This is a genomic window from Delftia sp. RIT313 (genome assembly GCF_000632165.1).
Classification (GTDB): Bacteria; Pseudomonadota; Gammaproteobacteria; order Burkholderiales; family Burkholderiaceae_C; genus Comamonas; species Comamonas acidovorans.
On the sequence record NZ_JFYT01000028.1, the window covers coordinates 52170 to 71583 of the forward strand.

At 67.0% G+C, this 19414-nt stretch carries 16 protein-coding genes; 4 read left to right on the plus strand and 12 right to left on the minus strand.

Annotated features, from left to right (window positions below; all coding sequences use genetic code 11):
* Positions 1 to 83: 83 nt before the first annotated feature.
* Positions 84 to 1130, minus strand: coding sequence for a porin (locus BW39_RS04325; protein ID WP_013804713.1), 1047 nt, complete (start codon positions 1128 to 1130; stop codon positions 84 to 86).
* A 482-nt stretch (positions 1131 to 1612) separates the two neighbouring features.
* Here BW39_RS04325 and BW39_RS04330 point away from each other — a divergent pair, with 482 nt between their 5' ends.
* Together BW39_RS04330 and BW39_RS04335 are read left to right on the plus strand one after the other, a co-directional pair.
* A complete protein-coding gene (locus tag BW39_RS04330; RefSeq protein ID WP_235264149.1) occupies positions 1613 to 3031 on the plus strand; it encodes a hypothetical protein in 1419 nt (472 codons plus the stop codon).
* 33 nt (positions 3032 to 3064) lie between these two features.
* Positions 3065 to 3757 carry a winged helix-turn-helix domain-containing protein gene (locus BW39_RS04335; RefSeq protein WP_043820088.1) on the plus strand — a complete coding sequence of 231 codons (693 nt, stop codon included), beginning with the start codon at positions 3065 to 3067 and terminating at the stop codon, positions 3755 to 3757.
* 57 nt (positions 3758 to 3814) lie between these two features.
* Here BW39_RS04335 and BW39_RS04340 read toward each other — a convergent pair whose 3' ends face one another.
* The 6 genes from BW39_RS04340 to BW39_RS04365 all read right to left on the minus strand — a co-directional run bounded on the left by BW39_RS04340 (position 3815) and on the right by BW39_RS04365 (position 9380).
* Positions 3815 to 4822 (minus strand): transketolase family protein, encoded by a 1008-nt coding sequence (locus tag BW39_RS04340; RefSeq protein ID WP_043820089.1) that lies wholly within the window; start codon positions 4820 to 4822, stop codon positions 3815 to 3817.
* Entirely contained in the window at positions 4819 to 5679 is an 861-nt protein-coding gene (locus tag BW39_RS04345) for a transketolase (RefSeq protein ID WP_043820091.1), read from the minus strand. The genes BW39_RS04340 and BW39_RS04345 overlap by 4 nt, the downstream gene beginning before the upstream one ends.
* 33 nt (positions 5680 to 5712) lie before the next feature.
* Positions 5713 to 6972 (minus strand): TRAP transporter large permease, encoded by a 1260-nt coding sequence (locus tag BW39_RS04350; RefSeq protein ID WP_017406354.1) that lies wholly within the window; start codon positions 6970 to 6972, stop codon positions 5713 to 5715.
* 13 nt (positions 6973 to 6985) lie between these two features.
* The gene (locus tag BW39_RS04355) at positions 6986 to 7540 is read right to left on the minus strand and encodes a TRAP transporter small permease (protein ID WP_043820094.1); all 555 of its coding nucleotides are present in this window, start codon (positions 7538 to 7540) and stop codon (positions 6986 to 6988) included.
* Positions 7541 to 7557: 17 nt separating this feature from the next.
* Positions 7558 to 8559: a TRAP transporter substrate-binding protein gene (locus BW39_RS04360; RefSeq protein WP_043820095.1), complete on the minus strand. Its 1002-nt coding sequence runs from the start codon at positions 8557 to 8559 to the stop codon at positions 7558 to 7560.
* Between the two features lie 71 nt (positions 8560 to 8630).
* The gene (locus tag BW39_RS04365; protein WP_013804706.1) at positions 8631 to 9380 is read right to left on the minus strand and encodes an SDR family NAD(P)-dependent oxidoreductase; all 750 of its coding nucleotides are present in this window, start codon (positions 9378 to 9380) and stop codon (positions 8631 to 8633) included.
* Positions 9381 to 9562: 182 nt separating this feature from the next.
* Here BW39_RS04365 and BW39_RS04370 point away from each other — a divergent pair, with 182 nt between their 5' ends.
* A complete protein-coding gene (locus BW39_RS04370) occupies positions 9563 to 10477 on the plus strand; it encodes a LysR substrate-binding domain-containing protein (RefSeq protein ID WP_043820098.1) in 915 nt (304 codons plus the stop codon).
* A 243-nt stretch (positions 10478 to 10720) separates the two neighbouring features.
* Complete coding sequence (locus tag BW39_RS04375) at positions 10721 to 13324, plus strand: putative bifunctional diguanylate cyclase/phosphodiesterase (RefSeq protein WP_043820100.1); 2604 nt, start codon at positions 10721 to 10723, stop codon at positions 13322 to 13324.
* Between the two features lie 38 nt (positions 13325 to 13362).
* On the opposite strand, the gene BW39_RS04380 is transcribed toward BW39_RS04375, so the two are convergent.
* The 5 genes from BW39_RS04380 to BW39_RS04400 all read right to left on the minus strand — a co-directional run bounded on the left by BW39_RS04380 (position 13363) and on the right by BW39_RS04400 (position 19404).
* A complete protein-coding gene (locus tag BW39_RS04380) occupies positions 13363 to 15888 on the minus strand; it encodes a sensor histidine kinase (RefSeq protein ID WP_043820101.1) in 2526 nt (841 codons plus the stop codon).
* Between the two features lie 26 nt (positions 15889 to 15914).
* Positions 15915 to 16754, minus strand: a complete 840-nt coding sequence (locus tag BW39_RS04385) for a substrate-binding periplasmic protein (RefSeq protein WP_043820104.1) — start codon at positions 16752 to 16754, stop codon at positions 15915 to 15917.
* Between the two features lie 9 nt (positions 16755 to 16763).
* Positions 16764 to 17528 carry an HD-GYP domain-containing protein gene (locus BW39_RS04390; protein WP_043820105.1) on the minus strand — a complete coding sequence of 255 codons (765 nt, stop codon included), beginning with the start codon at positions 17526 to 17528 and terminating at the stop codon, positions 16764 to 16766.
* Positions 17528 to 17899 (minus strand): response regulator transcription factor, encoded by a 372-nt coding sequence (locus tag BW39_RS04395; protein ID WP_043820108.1) that lies wholly within the window; start codon positions 17897 to 17899, stop codon positions 17528 to 17530. The genes BW39_RS04390 and BW39_RS04395 overlap by 1 nt, the downstream gene beginning before the upstream one ends.
* Before the next feature lie 269 nt (positions 17900 to 18168).
* Entirely contained in the window at positions 18169 to 19404 is a 1236-nt protein-coding gene (locus tag BW39_RS04400) for an HD-GYP domain-containing protein (protein ID WP_043820109.1), read from the minus strand.
* Positions 19405 to 19414 lie beyond the last annotated feature (10 nt).

Here is a 19414-nt window from a genome sequence, read left to right on the forward strand (position 1 = left end):
GGAGACTGTAGAGCCATTGGCTTCTATATATCCGGGCAGCCGGATGACATTTCAGCCATATTGCCGCAAATGCGTGGAAATCTTCAGAAACTGTGGCGCATGCCGAGTTCAGCGCCTGTGGAGCTGCCGCCCGCAGCCAATCCGGTGGTGCCGCCATTGAGGCTGAAATTGGCCCCGCCCTTGTTGGTCACGCGTGCAAGGGTTCCGTACAGCGCCGTGCGCCGCGACAGGTTGTGCACATAGCCGATCGCATACCTGTTGGCATCGCTGCCATTGAAGGCCACCGGGCCACGGCGCGAATCGGTGCGCACATAGGAGGCGCGGATGTAGTTCGCCCCCACGGGCACGGTAAGGCCGACCTGCCAGCGGTCCTCGGAGCCCGCGATGCGGGTTCCATAGGTGCCATAGGGCAGGTCCTCGCGCTGGAAATACCCCATCAGCTTGGCAAAGCCGAAATCGTAGGAGGCGCCTGCGCCGTATTGCTTGAGCTTGGTGCCCGCAGCGTTCACATCGGTCGAGCCATAGGTGAGCGCCAGGTTCAGAGGGCCGTTGTCGTAGGTCAGGCGGCTGCCGAAATGGCGGCCGGCGCTGCTCACGGGGTCTTCGTCCAGGGCATACATCACTTCTGCCTGGAAACCGCTCCATTTGGGAGTGAAGTACTGGATGGCGTTGTCGCTGCGGTAGTAGTTCGAGAAGGTGCCGGGCAGGCGGCTGATGATGTTGGAGTTTGCCAGGCCGATCACGTTGAACGGGTCGAACTTGGTGGGATTTTGCGCGGCCGGCGTGAAATCGCGGCCCAGGCGCAGCTCGCCGAAGCCGCCCGCCAAGCTCACCGTGGAGCGGCGCTGGAAGAACTTGCCATTGGCGTTTGTCGTGCCGGTGTCGGCATAGAGGTCTGACTCCAGCCAGAACTCGGCCCTCAATCCGCCGCCCAGATCCTCGGTGCCGCGAAAGCCAAACCGGCCCGATGACAGCCCGCTGTTGTTCATGGTCATGTTGCTGGGCAGATCGCTGTTCTTCACGTAGCGCCCATTGACGTCAACGATGCCGAACAGGGTGATGGATGACTGCGCGCTGGCCGCCAGCGAAATGACGGGCAGTGCGGCCGCCAATATACGATTGAATTTCATGCCTGGTCCTTGTATTGAATGTGGATTCCATGCGCATCCATTTCAAAACGGATGCTGTTGTAAATACTAGAATTCACAGGGCGGCGCCAGGAGCCTTGAAAAGGAATCGACGGGGGGTGGCAAGCCAATCACAGGTTTTTTGGGATCAACATGTTCCGTCCGGCCAACACCAATGGATTGCAATTCCATTCATGGCAGTTATCTTTCTTCAATATGTCTTGAATGTCACTTTTCTGTTGGGTAGATGGATTCTGGAGATTGATAGCATCCCGAGGGTTGAATCCGGTAAAGAAGAAAAAATCAATTCGTATCGGGTTGTTGATACGGCTGTGAGCGGGTATCGCAAGATAGGAGGGGACAGAAAAATGCGGCGCGAGGATGTCAAGCTGAGGATGCTGGCCAGGCGAGGGGACACGGGCGCCAGGCTTCAGCTCGGGGAGGCGTATCTGACCGGGGGACCCGGCGTTTCCAGGAGCATCCCGGTGGGGTTGGAGTATCTGCAGGCCGCACTGCCTCAGGCCAGGCGCCAGGCCTCGGTCTGCATAGCCTTGCATCTGCCGCTCAGGGAGTTGCTGGAGCACGGGCTGCTGGAGACCCTGAGGATCGCGGCGGAGTACGAGGATGTCGGGCGCCAGAAGCTTGCCGCCTGGCATCTCATCCGGGGGGAGCTCGATCTGGCGCTGGAGTGCCTTGGCAAGTGCAGCGCCGCACTGCCAAGCCATCTGGCAAGCAGCGTGTCTGCGCACACATCCGGTGAGCTGCTGCAGGCGTTGCAGATCCTGCGCGCCATACAGCCGCTGGACATTGCCGAAGTCATGGCCTGCGAGGCCCGGCAGGCCATGGCCAAGGGCCAGTCGCACCGCGCCGTGCGGATGCTGGAGCTCCTGCGCGACCTGCCTCATGCCGCTCATGGCCCGGTCATGCAGCAGCTGATTGCCGACCTGGTCCACCAGGCGGAGGTGGCGGGCCATGACCTGGGACGGCTGACCGTGGGCTGGATCGAAGCCAGCCTGGACCGGTGCGCCGCCAATGGCGACGTGCGTGCCTGCCACGTGCTTGGACGGGCGCTTTCAGGGCTGCCCTGTGCACACCTGGCTCCCGAAAATCTCGTGAATGCGCAGAACCTGCGCAAGGCCGCAGCCCTGCTGTTGCGCGCTGCCGATGGCGGCATCGTCACCGCCTGGCTGCACCTGTTCCGCATCTGCTCCGACTACCGCAGCTCGGTGGCCAATCCCACCCTGGCACGCTTTTGCCTGGAGAAGGCGGCACGTCACGGACTGCCCGAGGCCGAGCGCCGTCTGGGTGCACTGGTGCTGCGTGATGCCACGCACATCGAACCCATGGAACAGGGCGTGGCCCTGCTGCATGCTGCAGCGGCCAAGGGGGACGTGCTGGCCGGGCTGCTGCTGCGTTCCTTGCTGCTGCCCGTGGGCGGAGACAACGAGGAGGAGGCCCTCGCGGCCATCGAGGCCGTACAGCCAGATGCCCCGCTGCTGGCCATGCGCCTGCGCCTGGCGCGCGTGTTCGGGCTCACCAAGCTGGAGGCGCTGTCGGTCAATCCCTCGACCGCCATGCGTCCCTGGGGGCTGGTGGTGGGCCACAACCCCCTGGTGGCGAAGGCCCGGCTGTGCGAGCCCCGTGCCGTGCCCGCGACCACGCCCGATGCCCAGCGCTGCCTGGAGCAGGCCGCGTCCATGTTCTCGGCACAGCAGGGGGAATCCCTGGCGCCGGAAGGCTCGCTGAGGGCCCGATCCCTGCAGATGCGGCGGCTGTTTCACCGCCTGCAGATCAGTGAAACGGTCTTCTTCGCTTCTGCCTCCTCACAGCAGCGCGATGCCATTCGCATTGGCACGAAATGGGCCAGGCGGCAGCAGCAGATCCTCCGCCAGGTGCTGGCCTGAGCCTCGCCTGTGCCCGCGTGCGAAGGAAAAGACATGAAGATCCTGATCGTGGATGCCCACCCGCCGTCGGCGCAGTACCTGTGCCAGGGCCTGTGCCAGGACGGATTCAACGTCGATGTCGTGCATGACGGTCTGCAGGGCCGCAACCTGGCACTGAGCCGCGCCTACAGCCTGCTCGTGCTGGATCTGGACCTGCCTGGCCAGAGCGGGCGTGCGGTCCTGCAGACCCTGCTCCAGGCGGGCGACACGCCCACCATCGTGGTCACCGCAAACGACAGTCTGGAGGACCAGGTGTTCTGCCTGCAGAACGGCGCCGATGACTACCTGGTCAAACCCGTCAGGTTGCCGGTGTTCCTGGCCCGTGCACGGCTGCGGATGCGAGGCGCGGCCGGCCAGGAGGGCCTGCGCCTGACATTGGCGGATCTGGTGCTGGACCTGTCGAAAAAGCGGGTCGAGCGTGCCGGCCGGCGACTGGACCTGACTCGCCAGGAATTCGCCGTGCTGTGGCTGCTGCTGCAGCGCCAGGGCGATGTGGTCACGCGCGCCGAACTGGTGCAGCAGGTCTGGAGCCTGCCCGTCGATGCGCTGAACAACGTGGTGGATGTGGCGGTGTGCAGGCTGCGCAGCAAGCTCGATGATCCCTATGCGGTCAAGCTGCTGCACACGGTGCGCGGCATGGGCTACTTGCTGGCGTTGCGCGACGGGGATCCGGCCAAGCAGCCCTGATCTGCCCTGCTCTGCTCTGGTACGCCCTGGTGCGCCCGCTGCCACAACGCCGGGCGTTCAGCCCAGCCATTGGCGGATGCGTCCCGCCAGCGCCTGGGCGCTGATACCGTAGCGCTCATGCAGCGTGGGCAGGGCGCCCGCATCGAGGAAGGCGTCCGGCAGGCCCGCCAGCCGAAAGCGCGCGGGCCGCACATCGCGCTCCAGCAGGGCGCCGGCCACGGCCTCGCCCAGGCCGCCCACCACCGAATGGTTCTCCGCCACCACCACCAGGCGCGGCCCGCTGGCCACGGCCTGCACGATGGCCTGCACATCCAGCGGCTTGATGGTGGCGCAGTGCAGCACGGCGGCGCCCACGTTGTCGGCGGCCAGCAGCTGGGCGGCCTCCAGCGCGCGCATGGTCATGAAGCCGCTGGAGATGATGAGCACCTCGCGGCCCTGGCGCAGCATCTTTGCCTTGCCCAGTTCGAAACGGTAGTCGTACTCGTCCAGCACCAGCGGCACGTTGCCGCGCAGCAGCCGCATGTAGACGGGGCCGCGGTGCGCCGCGATCTGGGGCACGGCCTGGGTGATGTCCAGCGCATCGCAGGGATCGACGATGGTCAGCCCCGGCACGGCCCGCATCATGGCCAGGTCGTCCGTGGCCTGGTGGCTGGGGCCGTAGCCCGTGGTCAGGCCGGGCAGGGCGCAGCAGATCTTGACGTCCAGGTTTTCCTCGGCAATCACCTGATGGATGAAGTCATAGGCCCGGCGCGTGCCGAAGACGGCATAGGTGGTGGCAAAGGGCGTCAGCCCCTCCTTGGCCATGCCGCCGGCGGCGGCCATGAGCAACTGCTCGGCCATGCCCATCTGGAAGAAGCGCCCGGGGTGGGCCTGGGCGAACAGGTGCAGGTCGGTGTACTTGGCCAGGTCGGCCGTCATGCCCACCACATCGGGCCGGCTGGCGGCCAGCTCCACCAGGGCCTTGCCGAAGGGCGCGGCCTGCACGCGCTGGCCCTCGGCGGCGATGGAGGCGATCATGGCCGAGGTGGTCGGCCGGGGCTTGGGGGTGGCAAGAGGCATGTTCATGGCAGGGCGGGCTCCAGGGGTTGCGATGCGTCCAGGATGGCGATGGCCTGCTGCCACTCGGGCGGATCGACGCGGATGAAATGGTTCTTCTCGCGCTGCTCCAGGAAGGGCACGCCCTTGCCCATCAGCGTGTCGCAGAGGATGACGCGGGGCCGGTCCTCGGCCAGCGCCCGAGCCGCGTCGAAGGCCTGCACCACCTGGGCCAGGTCGTTGCCGTCCACGCGCTGCACATGCCAGCCGAAGGCGGCCCATTTGTCGGCCAGCGGCTCGAAGCCCAGCATGCGCGTGGACGGGCCATCGGCCTGCTGGTTGTTCACGTCCACCAGGCAGATCAGCCGGTCCAGGCCGTGGTGGGCTGCGGACAGCGCGGCCTCCCAGGTCGAGCCCTCGTCCAGCTCGCCGTCGGACATGGAGTTGTAGACAAAGGCATCGCTGCCCTTGTGGCGCAGCGCCAGCGCCATGCCCACGGCGATCGGCAGGCCCTGGCCCAGCGAGCCGCCCGAAATCTCCATGCCCGGCGTATAGCTGGCCATGCCCGACATGGGCAGGCGGCTGTCATCGCTGCCATAGGTCTGGAGTTCCTCGTCGGACAGGATGCCCGCCTCGGCCAGGGCCGCGTAGAAGGCGATGGCGTAGTGGCCGTGCGAGAGCAGGAAGCGGTCGCGGCCCTCCCACCCGGGCTCATCGGGCCGCAGCCGCAGCGCGTCGCCATAGGCCACGGCCAGCACATCGGCCCAGCCCAGGGCCTGGCCTATGTAGCCCTGGCCCTGCACCTCGCCCATTTGCAGGGCGCGGCGGCGTATGCGCCAGGCACAGGCCGCGAGCCGGTCCAGGCGCTGTTGCAGTTCTTGGTTCATGCATCGTCTCCTCGGGATGGAAGGGCGCGCAGCTCAGCGCAGGATGCTGGCCGGCACATAGGACACCAGCGCCAGCACGGCCAGCGCCACCAGATAGAAGGGAATCAGCTCGCGCACGGTCTGGCCCACCTTGACCCGGGCCAGCGAGCTCGTGATGAACAGCGTCGTGCCCACGGGCGGCGTGTACAGCCCCAGGGCCAGGTTCACGACCATCATGATTCCCAGCTGGGTCATGTCCATGCCGATGCTCTGGGCCAGCGGCACGAACACCGGCGTGAGCAGCAGCACGGCGGCCGGCAGGTCGATGAACATGCCGATGAAGAGCATCAGCAGGTTCATCAGCACGATCACCAGCCAGGCCGAATGCACATGCGACTGCACCCACTGCACGATGCCGTCGGGCATGCGGTCGAAGGTCAGCAGCCAGCCGATGGCCGACGAGGCCATGATCACCAGCAGCACCACGCCCGTGGCCAGGCCCGCATGCACCACCGCATCGTTGAGCCGGCGCCAGCCCAGGTCGCGGTAGATGGCGGCCGACACCAGGCCCGCATACAGCGTGGACAGCACGGCCACCTCGGTGGGCGTGGCGATGCCGAAGCGCAGGAACACGATGATCAGCACCGGCAGCAGCAGGGCCGGGCTGGCGTACAGCAGGTGGCGCCGGAAGGCGGGCCAGGCAAAGGGCGTGGTGTCGCGCGGAAAGCCGCGCCTGCGGCCCACCCACCAGCACACGCCCATGAAGCCCGCGCACATCAGCAGCCCCGGCACGATGCCCGCCACGAACAGCGCCGCAATCGATGCATTGGCGCTGAGCGCGAACAGGATCATGGGAATCGACGGCGGGATCAGGATGTCGATGGTGGCCGCCGCCGCCAGCGTGGCCGCCGAGAACGCGGGCGGGTAGCCCAGCCGCCTGTGCCACGGGATCATCAGCGAGCCGATGGCCGAGGCATCGGCCACGGCCGAGCCCGACACCCCGCCGAACAGCGTGGACGACATCACCCCCACCTGGGCCGGCCCGCCGTGAAAGCGCCCTATCAGCGCCGACAGCACGCCCACCAGGGCCTCGCCCAGGCGCCCGCCCATCATCAGCGAGCCGGTGAGCATGAAGAACGGAATGGCGATCAGCGGAAAGCTCTGCACCTGGGCCACCATCTGCTGCACCAGCAGGTCCAGCGGCACGCGGTCCGAGGTGGCCGCCGCCGCCATGGCGCCCATGAGCAGCGCGTGGGCAATGGGCATGGCGATCACGGCGCCCGCCATGAAGACGAAAAGCATGATGAAGGACATGGACATGCCCCCTTCACCAGTGCACGGCGGCCACGGGCCGCGCGGGTTCGGCATCGGCACTTGGGGCATCGGCCGCATCTGCAGCCCTTGCGGATGCCCGGCCCCCACCCGCCACGCAGGCGCGCCAGGCCGACTGCAGGGCCAGCAAGGACAGCAGCACCATGCCCACCATCACGCAGCCATAGGTCAGCGAGCCGGGAATGCCCAGGATCTGGCTGCGCTCGTCATGCACGATCTCCAGCATGTTCAGCGTGGACCAGGCCAGCGTGGCGTACAGGGCGGCCACGGCCAGCCAGCCCAGCACGGCCGTGGCGCGCTGCACGCGGGCAGGCAGCGCCTCGACCAGAAAGCTCGTGGTGATGTGGGCACCATGGGCGGCGGCCAGCACCACGCCCGACATCACCAGCCAGGGAAACAGCAGCTCGGGCACTTCGTTGGCCCATTGCAGGCTGGCGCCGCTGGCATAGCGCAGGGCGGTGTTGCACACCAGGATCACGAAGATCACCAGGGTGCTGGTCCACAGCACGGCGCGGCACAGGCCCGTGACCAGGCGTTCGATGAGGTTCATGGATGCCTCCCTGCACTTCACTGCGCGCCTGCGGCCTTGACGACCTTGGCGATATAGGGGCCCGCAGGGCTGGCCAGCCACTTGTCCTGCACCTTGGCTGTGGCCTGGGCGAAGGCCCGCGCGTCGATGGTGCTGACCTCCACGCCCTTGGCGCGGATGTCGTCCAGCAGCTTGTCGTCGGCCTCGCGCGCCAGCTGGCGCTGGTAGGCCGTGGCCTCCTGCGCGGCCTCGGTCAGCAGCGTGCGGTCGGCGGCCGGCAGCCGGTCCCAGCTGCGCTTGCCCATGATCAGCGGCGTCATCTGGAACATGTGGCCCGTCAGCGTCAGGTGCTTTTGCACCTCGTACAGCTTGCTGGCGTGGAAGTTGGCCAGCGGGTTCTCCTGGCCATCGACCACGCCCTGCTGCAGGGCCACGTACAGCTCGGCGAACTTGATCTGCTGGGCCTCGGCGCCCAGGGCCTGGATGATGTCCACCAGCACCGCGTCGGGCGGCGTGCGCATCTTCAGGCCCTTGAGATCGTCCACGCTGCGCAGGGGCCGCTTGCTGTTGGTCATGTGGCGTATGCCGTTGTCCCAGTAGCCCAGCACCACCATGCCCTTGGCGGCCGATTTGTCGGCCAGCTCCCGGCCCAGCGGCCCGTCCAGCACCTGGAAGGCACGGGCCGGCGTGGCGAAGAGAAACGGCATGCCATAGGCCGCGTACTCGGGCACGGCCGCTGCCACCGCGCCCTGGGAATTGGCCGACAGGTCCAGCGCGCCCGTGCGCAGGGCCGTCACCATGGCCGCGTCGTCGCCCAGCTGGGCCGAGGGCGCGACCTGCACCTCGATACGGCCCGCGCTGCGCGCCTTCACGAGTTCGGCGAACTTCAGCGAGGCCAGGTGGCGCGGATTGTCGGGCGCCGCGCCGTGGCCCAGCGTGAGCTTCACGGCCTGGGCGCCGGCCAGTGCCGGCAGCAGCAGGGCGCAGGCTGTCAAGGCCCTTGCGGCCAGGGCAGCGCGTTGGAAATGCTTGTTCTGCATGGTCTTGTCTCCTTTGCTTTTTGGGGGGCCATGCGCGCCATGGCCAGGCCGGTGGGGTGCGGGTGATGCAGTCAGTGGATGAGCATCCCGCCGTTCACATCGAGCGTGATGCCCGTGCAATAGCCGGCCAGGTCGCTGGCCAGGAACACGCAGGCGCCTGCCACATCGTCGGCGCGGCCCAGGCGTGCCAGCGGAATCGTGGCGGAGATCTCGCGCTTGCGCTCGGGGCCGAGCTTGCCCTGGGTGATGTCCGTCTCGATCAGGCCAGGCGTGACGCAGTTGATGCGTATGCCATCGCCGCCGAACTCGCGCGCCATGGCGCGGGCCAGGCCCAGCACCCCGGCCTTGGCGGCCGAGTAGTGCGGACCGCCGAAGATGCCGCCGCCGCGCTGGGCCGAGACGGAAGAAATGCAGACGATGGCGCCCGCTTGCTGCCTGCGCATGGCCGGCAGCACGGCCTGGGACATGTACAGCGTGCCGCGCAGGCTCACGTCGAGCACGCGGTCGTAGTCGGCCCCGCCGATCTCCAGCGTGCCCACGGCCTGCGTGATGCCCGCGTTGTTGACCAGCGCGTCGATGCGGCCAAAGGCGCGCAGCACGGCGGCGGCCGCCGCCTCGCACGAGGGCTTGTCCGTCACGTCGGCCACCAGCCCCAGGTGCCCGTCGCCCAGCCGCGCGGCCGCGCCGGCCGGATCGGCCCGCTCCAGGTCGAGGATGGCCACGCGGGCCCCCTGGGCGGCCATCTGGCGCGCCGTGGCAAAACCGAGTCCGTTGATCCCTGCGCCGCCGGTGATGATGGCGACCCTGTCCTTGAGCAGCATGTGCCTGTCTCCGCTGTGGTTGTGGTGGATGCAGCCATCTTGGGCTGTCACGAGCATGAAGACAAACGATGTTTCATCAGCCTAAGATGACGGTTCTTCAGCTCAAGTACGGGGTCTCCCGGGGTCTTCCGGTGTCCCCCGGTGTCCGCCCGTGAGCTGCCCGCGTCCTCGAGGAACTTGCCATGGCGTCCATTCCCAGCAGTGCCCACCTGCAGGCCTTCGAGGCCGTGGCGCGCCGGCGCAGCTTCGCGCTGGCCGCCTCCGAGCTGCACCTGACGGCCTCGGCCGTCAGCCACCAGGTGGCCAAGCTGGAGGCGCAGCTGGGCGTGCGCCTGTTCGAGCGCAGCGCGCATGGCGTGCGCCTGAGCCGCCCGGGGCAGGCCTACCTGGAGCGCGTGGGCGGCGCGCTGGCGGCCATCGTCTCGGCCACCGAGGACCTGCGCCACAGCATGAGCAACAGCCTCTACGTGCACTGCGCGCCCAGCATCGCCAGCCTCTGGCTCATGCCCCGGCTGCGGGACTTTGCGCGGGCCTGCCCGCACATTGCGCTGAACCTGTCGGCTGCGCATTCGCACAGCGACTTCGCTCTCGGCCAGGCCGATATCGATATCCGCTACGGCATTGCGCAGTGGCCGGAGCTGGAGGTGGAGCCCCTGTTCGAGGAGCACATCCTGCCGCTGGCCAGCCCCGCCTTCGTGGCCGAGCATGGGCTGCAGCGCGTGCAGCAGTTGCTGCATGTGCCGCTGATCCAGAGCAACGTCAGCATCGTCCAGTGGTCGGACTGGTTCCAGTCGTTCTCGCAGCTGCGCGCGCCAGAGCGCTTTGCCGTGCGTTTCGACCGCGCCCAGATGTCGCTGGACGCGGCCACGCAGGGCCTGGGCGTGGCGCTGGAAAGCGCCATGAATGCGGGCGGCCACATTGCCGACGGCCGGCTGGTGGCCCCCTTCGGCGTGGACCGGGCCCTGCGCGTCAAGGCCCACTTTGCCGTCTACCCCGCGCGCAACGCCCGGCGGCCCGCCGTGGCGGCCTTCCTGGCCTGGCTGCATGCCGAGGCGGCCCGCACCGAGCAGCAGCCCTGCCGCCAAAGCCCGGAATGAGTTGGCCGCCAGCCCTGAAAAAGGGCAGAACGGATATTCATGCATCCATTGCGAAAAACCTGCGATGCAATTTCTCTATGAATGAGCCAGTGTGCGGCAAATGGTTTTATTGCCCCTGTTTTCGGTGAATGACGACGTGATTGCCAGCAGGGATTGGCAATAATTCGGGACAGCCATACACACAGGGAGTGCCACGCTGAAATGGCCAAATCAGCAAGACGCCGATTTATCGGACTGATCACGGTGAGCTACGGATTGTTCGCATTCGGCTGGATCCTTCTGTCCGACAAGCTGTTGTTCGCATTGGCAGGGAGTGCGGATATCGGCTGGCTTTCCGTCGTCAAAGGGCTGTTCTTTGTGCTGGCCACGGACTTCCTGCTGTTCTTCGCGCTGTGCTCGGTGCCGGCCGCGCACAGCGGCGGCGCCTCCGCCATCACCCAGGAAATGGGGCCGCGCCGTTTTCCGGTCTGGGCCTCCTATCTGTTTGCCCTGGCCATGAGCCTGGCCGTGCTGGCCGCCAGCAGCACGCTGGCCAGCCATTTCGGTGAACGCTCGCTGCTGCTGCTGTTCATGCTGCCCGTGCTGGTCAGTGCGCTGATCGGCGGCCTGGGGCCGGGCCTGCTGGCCACGGCCTTTGCCGCCTACAGCCTGGACCAGACGGACGGCGTCGCGGTGCGCGACTGGGCGCAGTGGGGCGTGGTGGCCGTCAACGGCCTGGCCGTGAGCGTGCTGGCCGAGACGCTGCAGCGCTCGCTGCGCAAGGCCAACATGCAGCGGCAGCTGCTCGACTCGGTGATCTCGGGCACCTCGGACGCGGTGTTCGTCAAGGACCTGCGCGGGCGCTACCTGCTGGTCAACCGGGCCGCCGCCAGCCTGGTGGGTCGCCAGGCCGAGGACATCGTGGGCAAGGATGACTTCGCGCTCTTTCCCTTCGGCATCGCCAGCGCCATCCGCAGGAAGGACCAGGCGGTGCTGCGCCAGGAGGTGGCCACGCATGAGGAGCAGCTGACGGTGGAGCCGGGCAGGACGCTGGACCTCCTGGTCACCAAGGGCCCGGTGCGCAACACCGCAGGCCACATCGCGGGCCTGTTCGGCATCTCCCGGGACATCACCGAGCGCAAGCGCTTCGAGCGCGAGCTGGCCCAGGCCGCCGTGGTGTTCGACAGCAGCCACCAGGGCATCATGGTGGTCGATCCGGGGCGGCGCATCACGCGCGTCAATCCGGCCTTCACCCGCATCACCGGCTATGCGCCCGAGGACGTGATCGGCAAGACGCCGCGCGTGCTGTCCTCGGGCCTGCACGGCCCGGAGTTCTACCGGCAGATCTGGGCCTGCATCGCGCGCGACGGCTTCTGGCACGGCGAGATCTGGAACCGCCGCAAGACGGGCGAGATCTTCGCCGAGATGCTGTCCATCTCCGCCGCGCAGGGCGCCGGTGGCGAGATCGAGCACTACATCGGCGTCTTCACCGACATCAGCCACATCAAGGCCCACGAGGCCGAGCTCGAGCGCGTCACCCACTACGACCTGCTCACCGGCCTGCCCAACCGCCGCCTGCTGATCGACCGGCTCAACCAGGCCATGCTGCGCACCGCGCGCGAGGGCCGCTCCCTGGCCGTGTGCTTCCTGGACCTGGACGGCTTCAAGGAAATCAACGACCTGCACGGCGCGGCCGCAGGCGATGCGCTGCTGGTGGGCGTGGCCGCCCACCTCAAGAGCGTGCTGCGCTCCGAGGACACGCTGGCCCGGCTCGGCGGCGACGAGTTCGTGCTGCTGCTGTCGCACATCGGCTCGGCCGAGCACTGCTCCACCATCCTCGACCGGGTGCTGGAGGCGGCCAGCCGTCCCGTGCCCGTGCAGGACCGGGTGCTGTCCGTGACCGCCAGCGTGGGTGTCAGCCTCTACCCCGACGACCAGGCCGACCCCGACCTGCTGCTGCGCCATGCCGACCAGGCCATGTGCGTGGCCAAGCAGGCCGGGCGCAACCGCTACCAGCTGTTCGATCCGGAAAACGACCGCAAGGCCCATGCGCGCCGCCTGCAGCTGGGCTGGCTGCGCCAGGCGCTGGAGAAGGGTGAATTCCTGCTGCACTACCAGCCCAAGGTGGAGCTGGGCGGCGGCAAGCTGGTGGGTGCCGAGGCCCTGCTGCGCTGGCACGACCCGCGCCAGGGCCTGCGCGCGCCGGGCGAATTCCTTCCATTCATCGCGGGCAGCGACCTGGAGCGGCCGCTGGGCGACTGGGTCATCGGCGAGGCCGTGGCCCAGGCGGCGCGCTGGTTCGGCCAGGGCCTGGACCTGTGCGTGAGCATCAACGTCAGCGCCAACCAGCTGCTGGACGGCGGTTTCCACGCCAAGATGGCCCAGGTGCTGGCCCGCCACCCGGACCTGCCGCCGCACCTGATCGAGCTGGAAATCCTGGAAAGCGCCGCCATTGCCGACATGGAGCAGGCCATCCAGGTGATGGGCCAGTGCCGGCAGCTGGGCATACGCTTTGCGCTGGACGACTTCGGCACCGGCTACTCTTCGCTCACCTACCTGCGCAAGCTGCCCGTGCAGTCGCTCAAGATCGACCAGAGCTTCGTGCGCGACATGCTGGCCGACCCGGACGACCTGGGCATCGTCGAAGGCGTCATCCAGCTGGCCAGCACCTTCCAGCTCGAATCGGTGGCCGAAGGCGTGGAAACGCCCAAGCATGCGCGCCGCCTGCGCGACATGGGCTGCCACGTGGCCCAGGGCTACGGCATCGCCCGGCCCATGCCCGCCGACCAGCTGCCCGCCTGGGCCGCGCGCTGGCAGGCCGGGGACAACTGGCTGGCGCATGGGCGGCATATGCCGTCCGAGGCCTGAGCTTCGCGTCCCGGTGCCAGTGCCGGTGCCGGTGCCGGCTATGTCAACTCGGCTGGACGGGTTTCCATGGCATTGCGGGTGGGCAAGGTGATGCAGAACATGGCGCCTCCCGCGGGGCCGTTGCTGGCGACGACGGTGCCGTCCATGGTGTCGATGATCTTGCGGCAGATGGCCAGGCCCAGGCCCGTGCCGCCCGAGCCGTCCTTGGTCTTGCTGGACTGCACGAAGGGCTGGAAGATCTTGTCCAGTTCCTGCGGCGGAATGCCCGGTCCCTGGTCGGAGACGGCGATGCAGATGTCGCCCTGTCCGTCGATGCGGCCCTGCACATCGATGCGCCCGCCGATGGGCGAGAACTTGATGGCATTGGCCAGCACATTGCGCACCACCTGCTGAAAGCGCACGGGGTCGGCCTTGGCGATCAGCGGCGTGTCGTCGAGCTCCAGCCGCAGGTCGATGAGCTTGTGCTGCTGCTGCGGCTCGAGCTCGCGCACCACGGGCCGTATCAGGCTCCTGAGGTCGGTGCGTTCCAGGTGGATGGTTCCCACGGCGCTTTCCAGCTTGGCCACGTCCAGCAGGTCGTTGACCAGGGCCAGCATGCGCTGGCCGGCTCCATGGATGTCGTTGAACATGTCTGCCATCGCGGCATTGCCGTGAGAGCGCAGGCCGCCCAGCTCGGCAAAGCCCATGATGGACTGCAGCGGGGTGCGCAGCTCGTGGCTCATGTTGGCCACGAATTCCGATTTCACGCGGAAAGCCTCTTCGGCCGCGTCGCGGGCTTCGTGGATGGCATGCTCGGCCGCGCGGAATTCGCTCACGTCCACAAAAATGCTGAGCACGCCGGTGATCCGGCCCTGGGCATCCTTGACTGCCGCCTTGGAGATCTGCACGTCGCGGTAGCTGCCGTCCACATGGGGCAGCCGGGCCTCCAGCACCATGGGCTGGCCTGAACGCATCACATCCTCATTGCCGTGCATCTGCAGCAGGTCATGGTCGCCAGAGTGCAGGCCCTCGACCTCATGGCCAAGCACGGCGTAGCGGCACCTGCCAAAGAAGTCTTCCCAGGCCTTGTTCACCAGGGCCACGCGCTGGCCCGCGTTCGTGACCAGCATGGGCAGGGGCGTGGTCTCGAACAGCAGGTGCTGGAAGGCCAACTGGGTCTGCAGCTCCTGCTGGGCCTTCCAGCGGGCGGTCACGTCCACGGCGCTGCCGGCAAAGCCCGCCAGCCGGCCCTCGCGCAGCAGGGGAACCACGGCGATGTCGCAGAGTATTTCCCTTTCGTCGGGAAGTCGAAAGCGCGCCTGGCAGTTGCGCAGGGCCAGCTTGGCCTGGGGGTCGAGCAGTGCCTGGATCTGGGGCCTGCAGGCTTCATGCACGATGCCCTCCAGCGGCTGCCCTACCGCCTCGGCGCTGGGCTGCCCGGTCCACTGCTCCCAGCGGGCGTTCACGAAGGTCAGCCGGCCGTGGCTGTCGGTGCGGAAGATCAGCTCCTGCACGCTGCGCATGAGCACGGCCATCTCATGCTCGCTGCGGGCTATGCGCGCCTGGGCCTTTTCCATGGCCTGCTGTGCCGACTTCTGCACCCTGCGGGTCTTGAGCACCGACGCGCTCAGGCCCAGCACCAGGGCAAGAAGCGCAAGTCCGGCAACGAAGAAGGCGAAGGCATCGTCACGCCAGCGCGCGATCACCGCCGCGTAGGGCTCCTCCACCACCAGCAGCAGGGGCCAGTTGCGGACCGTGCGAAAGGACACGATCTCATGGGGGCCTAGCAGGCCGGCGCCAATGTAGGAGCCGAATTCGCTGCCTGGCAGCCATTTCTGGAAGATGGGGGTCTTGCGTGCAGAGGCCGTTTGTACGCCCCCGCCTGCGTTCGTGCTGGCCAGCGGTTGGCCGTCGTAGCTCAGCAGCACCGCCTCGTAGCTGAGGGTTTCCAGCGTGGCCTGGTAGAAGTTGGCCACGGCATCGGGATTGATCAGGCCCACCAGCAAGGCGGGTGCGCCGCTGTCGTTTTCGAAGGCCAGGATCTGGGGCAGGTAGTGGACGCCCCGCGGTATTGCATGTGGGGCCAATGTCAGGGAAGAGAGGCTGCGGCCGCTGACAAGGCGTCCCAGTTGCACCTTGCCCAGGACCGGAGCCGATGCATTGTCCGGCAGCAACTGCTGCACCTCGATCTGCAGGCCGGCTTCGCCCGCCTGCGTGCTCGCCAGGATGTGGCCCTGGCCATCGAGCAGCGCCATGCTGCGCAGAACCGGCAGTTGGGCGACCACTTGCGCCATGGCCGCCTCGCGCGCGGCGCGCGGGCTGTCGGCGGACAGGATGACCGGATTGTGGGCCAGGCTGGCCAGGGCGACATCGCCGGTCTCGAAGGTCTTGCCGGTCTGATCTTCCAGTACACGGCTGAGCAGTGCGGCCTGGGATCTGCTTTGCTCGGCCTTGGTGTGCAGTTGGCCCCAGATGAAGAGCACAAGCCCCGCCAGCACGCACAGCGCAAAGCTCAGGATCCAGGCTTTGATGTGGGCGCTGCGCCTGGCCCCCAGGAAGCGATGCATGGCGGCTCTGTGCGGCATGGTGATGGGCTCCTGCGCAAGGAGGGTCAGGGGGCAACGATCGCGGTCAGGCCGTTGTTGCGCGCCGCCCGGGCCAGCCGGCCGTCGCGCCGGATGTCGGAGACGAACTGGTCCAGGCGAGCGAGCCACTGGGTGTCGGCCGGACTGGTCGCGTAGCCGTATGGAATTACATGAAACGGCTTGGGCGGCGCGATCAGCCGGGCCCAGTCGGAGCTGTCGAGCAGCCTGCGGCTGTAGGGGTAGTCGGTCATGAACACGTCCACGCGCCCCGCCATGAGTTCTTTTTCCCGGCTCTGGGGTGGCTCGGTGGGCACGAGGCGCGCATGCCTGAGCGACTCGCGCATGACCGGCTCCATGAAGGTGCCGCGCTGCACGGCGACCTGCACGCCAGGCTGGTCGATGTCCGCCCAGGATTGCACGGTCTGATTGCTCTTGGTGGTCACACCGTATATGTCGCTGCTCAGATACGGCTGCGTGAAGCGCAACTGCTTTTGGCGCTGGGCAAAGATGCCCACGGCGAACATGGCGACATCGCAGCGCAACTCCAGCAGGTCAGGTATCAGCCTGGGAAAGGAGGAGTCCACATACTGCACTCGCACGCCCAGGTCCTTGGCCAGCTCCACCGAGAGCTCCGCATCGATGCCCGTCAGCCTGCCTGTGCGCGCGTCACGGAACGTGATGCCGTAGTAGTCTGGCCATATGCACACACGCAGGGCGCCCGTGGATGCAATCCGCTCCAGCACCTCGCCAGCTGCGGCAGAGCCGGACCATGGCACCAGACACAGCAGCAATCCGGCAGCGGCTGCCAGACGGGCCAGCACGCGCCGCTGAGGCGGTGCGCCGAAACAGGTCGATGAGGGGCGCATGGCGGGCTTTCAGGGTGTGTCGATCAGTTCGGTGAAGGACGGAGCCTGCCGGGTCAGCGCCAGGCGCAGCGCATCGAGCTCTTCGATGTTGTCCATGAAAGCGTCGACGATTCCGGGATCCAGGGCCTTGCCCCGTTCCGCCGCGATCATCTCCAGGGCCTGCTCCAGCCCGAACGCCGGCCGGTACACCCGGTCCATGGTGAGCGCGTCGAAGATATCGACGATGGACGTGATACGAGCCGACAGCGGGATTTCTTCGCCTGCCAATCCCTGCGGATAGCCCTTGCCGTCGAAGCGTTCATGGTGGCTTGCGGCGATCTCGGCGGCCATCTGGAACACGGGGATGCGTGACTGGCCCAGCAGGCGTGCGCCGATCTCGGCATGCCGGTTCATGACGAGGCGCTCCTCCGGACCCAGCGGGCCCTCCTTCTTGAGGATGGTGTCCGGGATGCCGACCTTGCCTATGTCATGCATCGGGGCCGCCTTGCGCAGCAGGCTGGCGAATTCGATGCGGCAGCCCAGGCGCAGGGCCAGGGCCTCCGACAGGTAGCCGATGCGGACGATGTGCGAGCCGGTATCGTCATCCTTGAGCTCTGCGGCCATGGCCAGGCGCAGCAGGGTCTCGTGGTGGGCACGTGTCACTTCCTTGAGAAGATCGTTGCGCTCGCGGTACATGCGGCCGAAGTCCTGGATGAGCAGCTCCATCTGCTCCACGGCCGCAGGATCGAAACGTCGCGATGGCTCCCTCGGGGTGCTGGTCTGGTACTGGGCCATCAGGCGATCCTCTGCAGGCTTTCGATCGTCTCCAGCAGCTTCAATGTGCTGAAGGGCTTGACCAGGTATTCGTCGGCTCCGGCGAGGATGCCCGCCTTGCGGTCTTCGGCGCCGCCCCGGGCCGTCAGCAGGATCACCAGCGTATGCAGCAGCTCGTAGGAGCTCTTGATGCGGCTGCAAACCTCCAGGCCATTGATGGTGCCCGGCATCATGATGTCGAGCAGGACGATGTCGGGCCTGAGCCTCTGGGCCATCGTCCAGGCTTCATCGCCGTCACAAGCCTCTACGACTTCGAAGTCACGGAATTCCAGCGTCATGCGCAGCAGCTTGCGGATGTCTGCATGGTCTTCGACGATGAGTATTTTTTGCATGGGGAGATCTTTCATGCCGAAACGGAAATTTGATCCGACATGTGAATCATAAATATCAATTTCATCAAATTTTATTGAATTTTTCTATCAGTTCCGTGCCAGGCAAGGTGCTCCGGTGGGCGCGATCCCTGCACGATCGCGACAAGTCGCAGGCAGGCAAAACGCTTTGGGGGGACAGAAGGCGCAACTGAGCCTCCAGCCGGGCAGGTGGCAGCCCTGGGGCAGGTTCGTCGCAGACCTGCCGCTGCGCCTGTGCGCAGGGCCCGTTCCTAGGCCTCGTCCTTCCACAGTGCATCGAGGTCGGTGAAGCCCCATTTCGCAGGGTCTTCCCGGCTGACGATCTTCTCCGTGCACCCAGGCCGGGCCAAGTCAACGGTCTCCGGTGCCATCCGCATGCCGCTGGCCGTGGAATAGAACACCTTGACCTGCGGACAGGTCAGGGACTGGCGGCCAGGGTCGATGACCACCCCCAGCCTGCCCGTGGTCAGCCGCACCAGGGAGCCCACCGGATAGATGCCTATGCTTTTGACGAAGGCCTGGAAAACGGTCTTGTCGAAGTGGCCGGCACTCCATTCGGCCATCTTGTGCACCGCCTCCGCAGGATCCCAGCCGCGCTTGTAGGGGCGGTCCGAGGTGATGGCGTCGTAGACATCGCAGACGGCGCCCATCTTCGCGAACAGGCTGATGTCCTCGCCGCGCAGCCTGTGGGGGTAGCCCGTGCCATCCACCTTCTCGTGGTGGTGAAGGCAGACGTCCAGCACGACCGGGTCATCGACGCCACCGGCCTTGAGCAACTCCAGGCCTCGCGCCGGATGCTCACGGACCTCGGCAAACTCCCTGTCGGTCAGGCGCCCCGGCTTGTTCAGGATGGGGGCGGGGATCGCCATCTTTCCGATATCGTGCAGCAGGCCCGCATAGCCCGCCTCGCGCACCTGCTGCGGTGGCAGGTCGAGTTGGCGTGCCAGCACGATCATCAGGGCGCAGACCGCCACCGAGTGCATGTAGGTGTAGTCGTCGCTGGTCTTGAGCCTGGCGATGCTGATCATGGCGCTGGGATTGCGGATGATCGAATCGGACACCTCGGCGACCACGTAGCGGGCCTCGTCCTGGTTGATCTCCCTGCCCATGCGCACCTCGCGGAACATGGCGGTGATCGCCTGCCTGGACTGGTGGCAGATGCGGGCGGCCCGCTTCACCTCCTCCTCGAAGGCAACGGGCCGCAGCTCGCACTCCAGCTCGGCCAGTTGAGAGATCTCGGACAGTTGGGCGTCGATCACGGTGTCCACCTGCTCGCGGGTGAAAGACGGCCCGCCTTGCGCAACATCCAGGCCCTTGGCGGTATCGATCCACACTTCCTGAATGGGGGACTGCAGGATCCTCGCCAGGTCGGCAGGGTCTTCCAGCTTGAAGCGGCTGCGCCAGAACGGGTGTTCCATCCAGCTGCCGCAGAGGCTTTCCAGAAACATGCCCAGCCGCAACTGGCGCACGCTGATGCGCTTGATCATGAACTCGGAC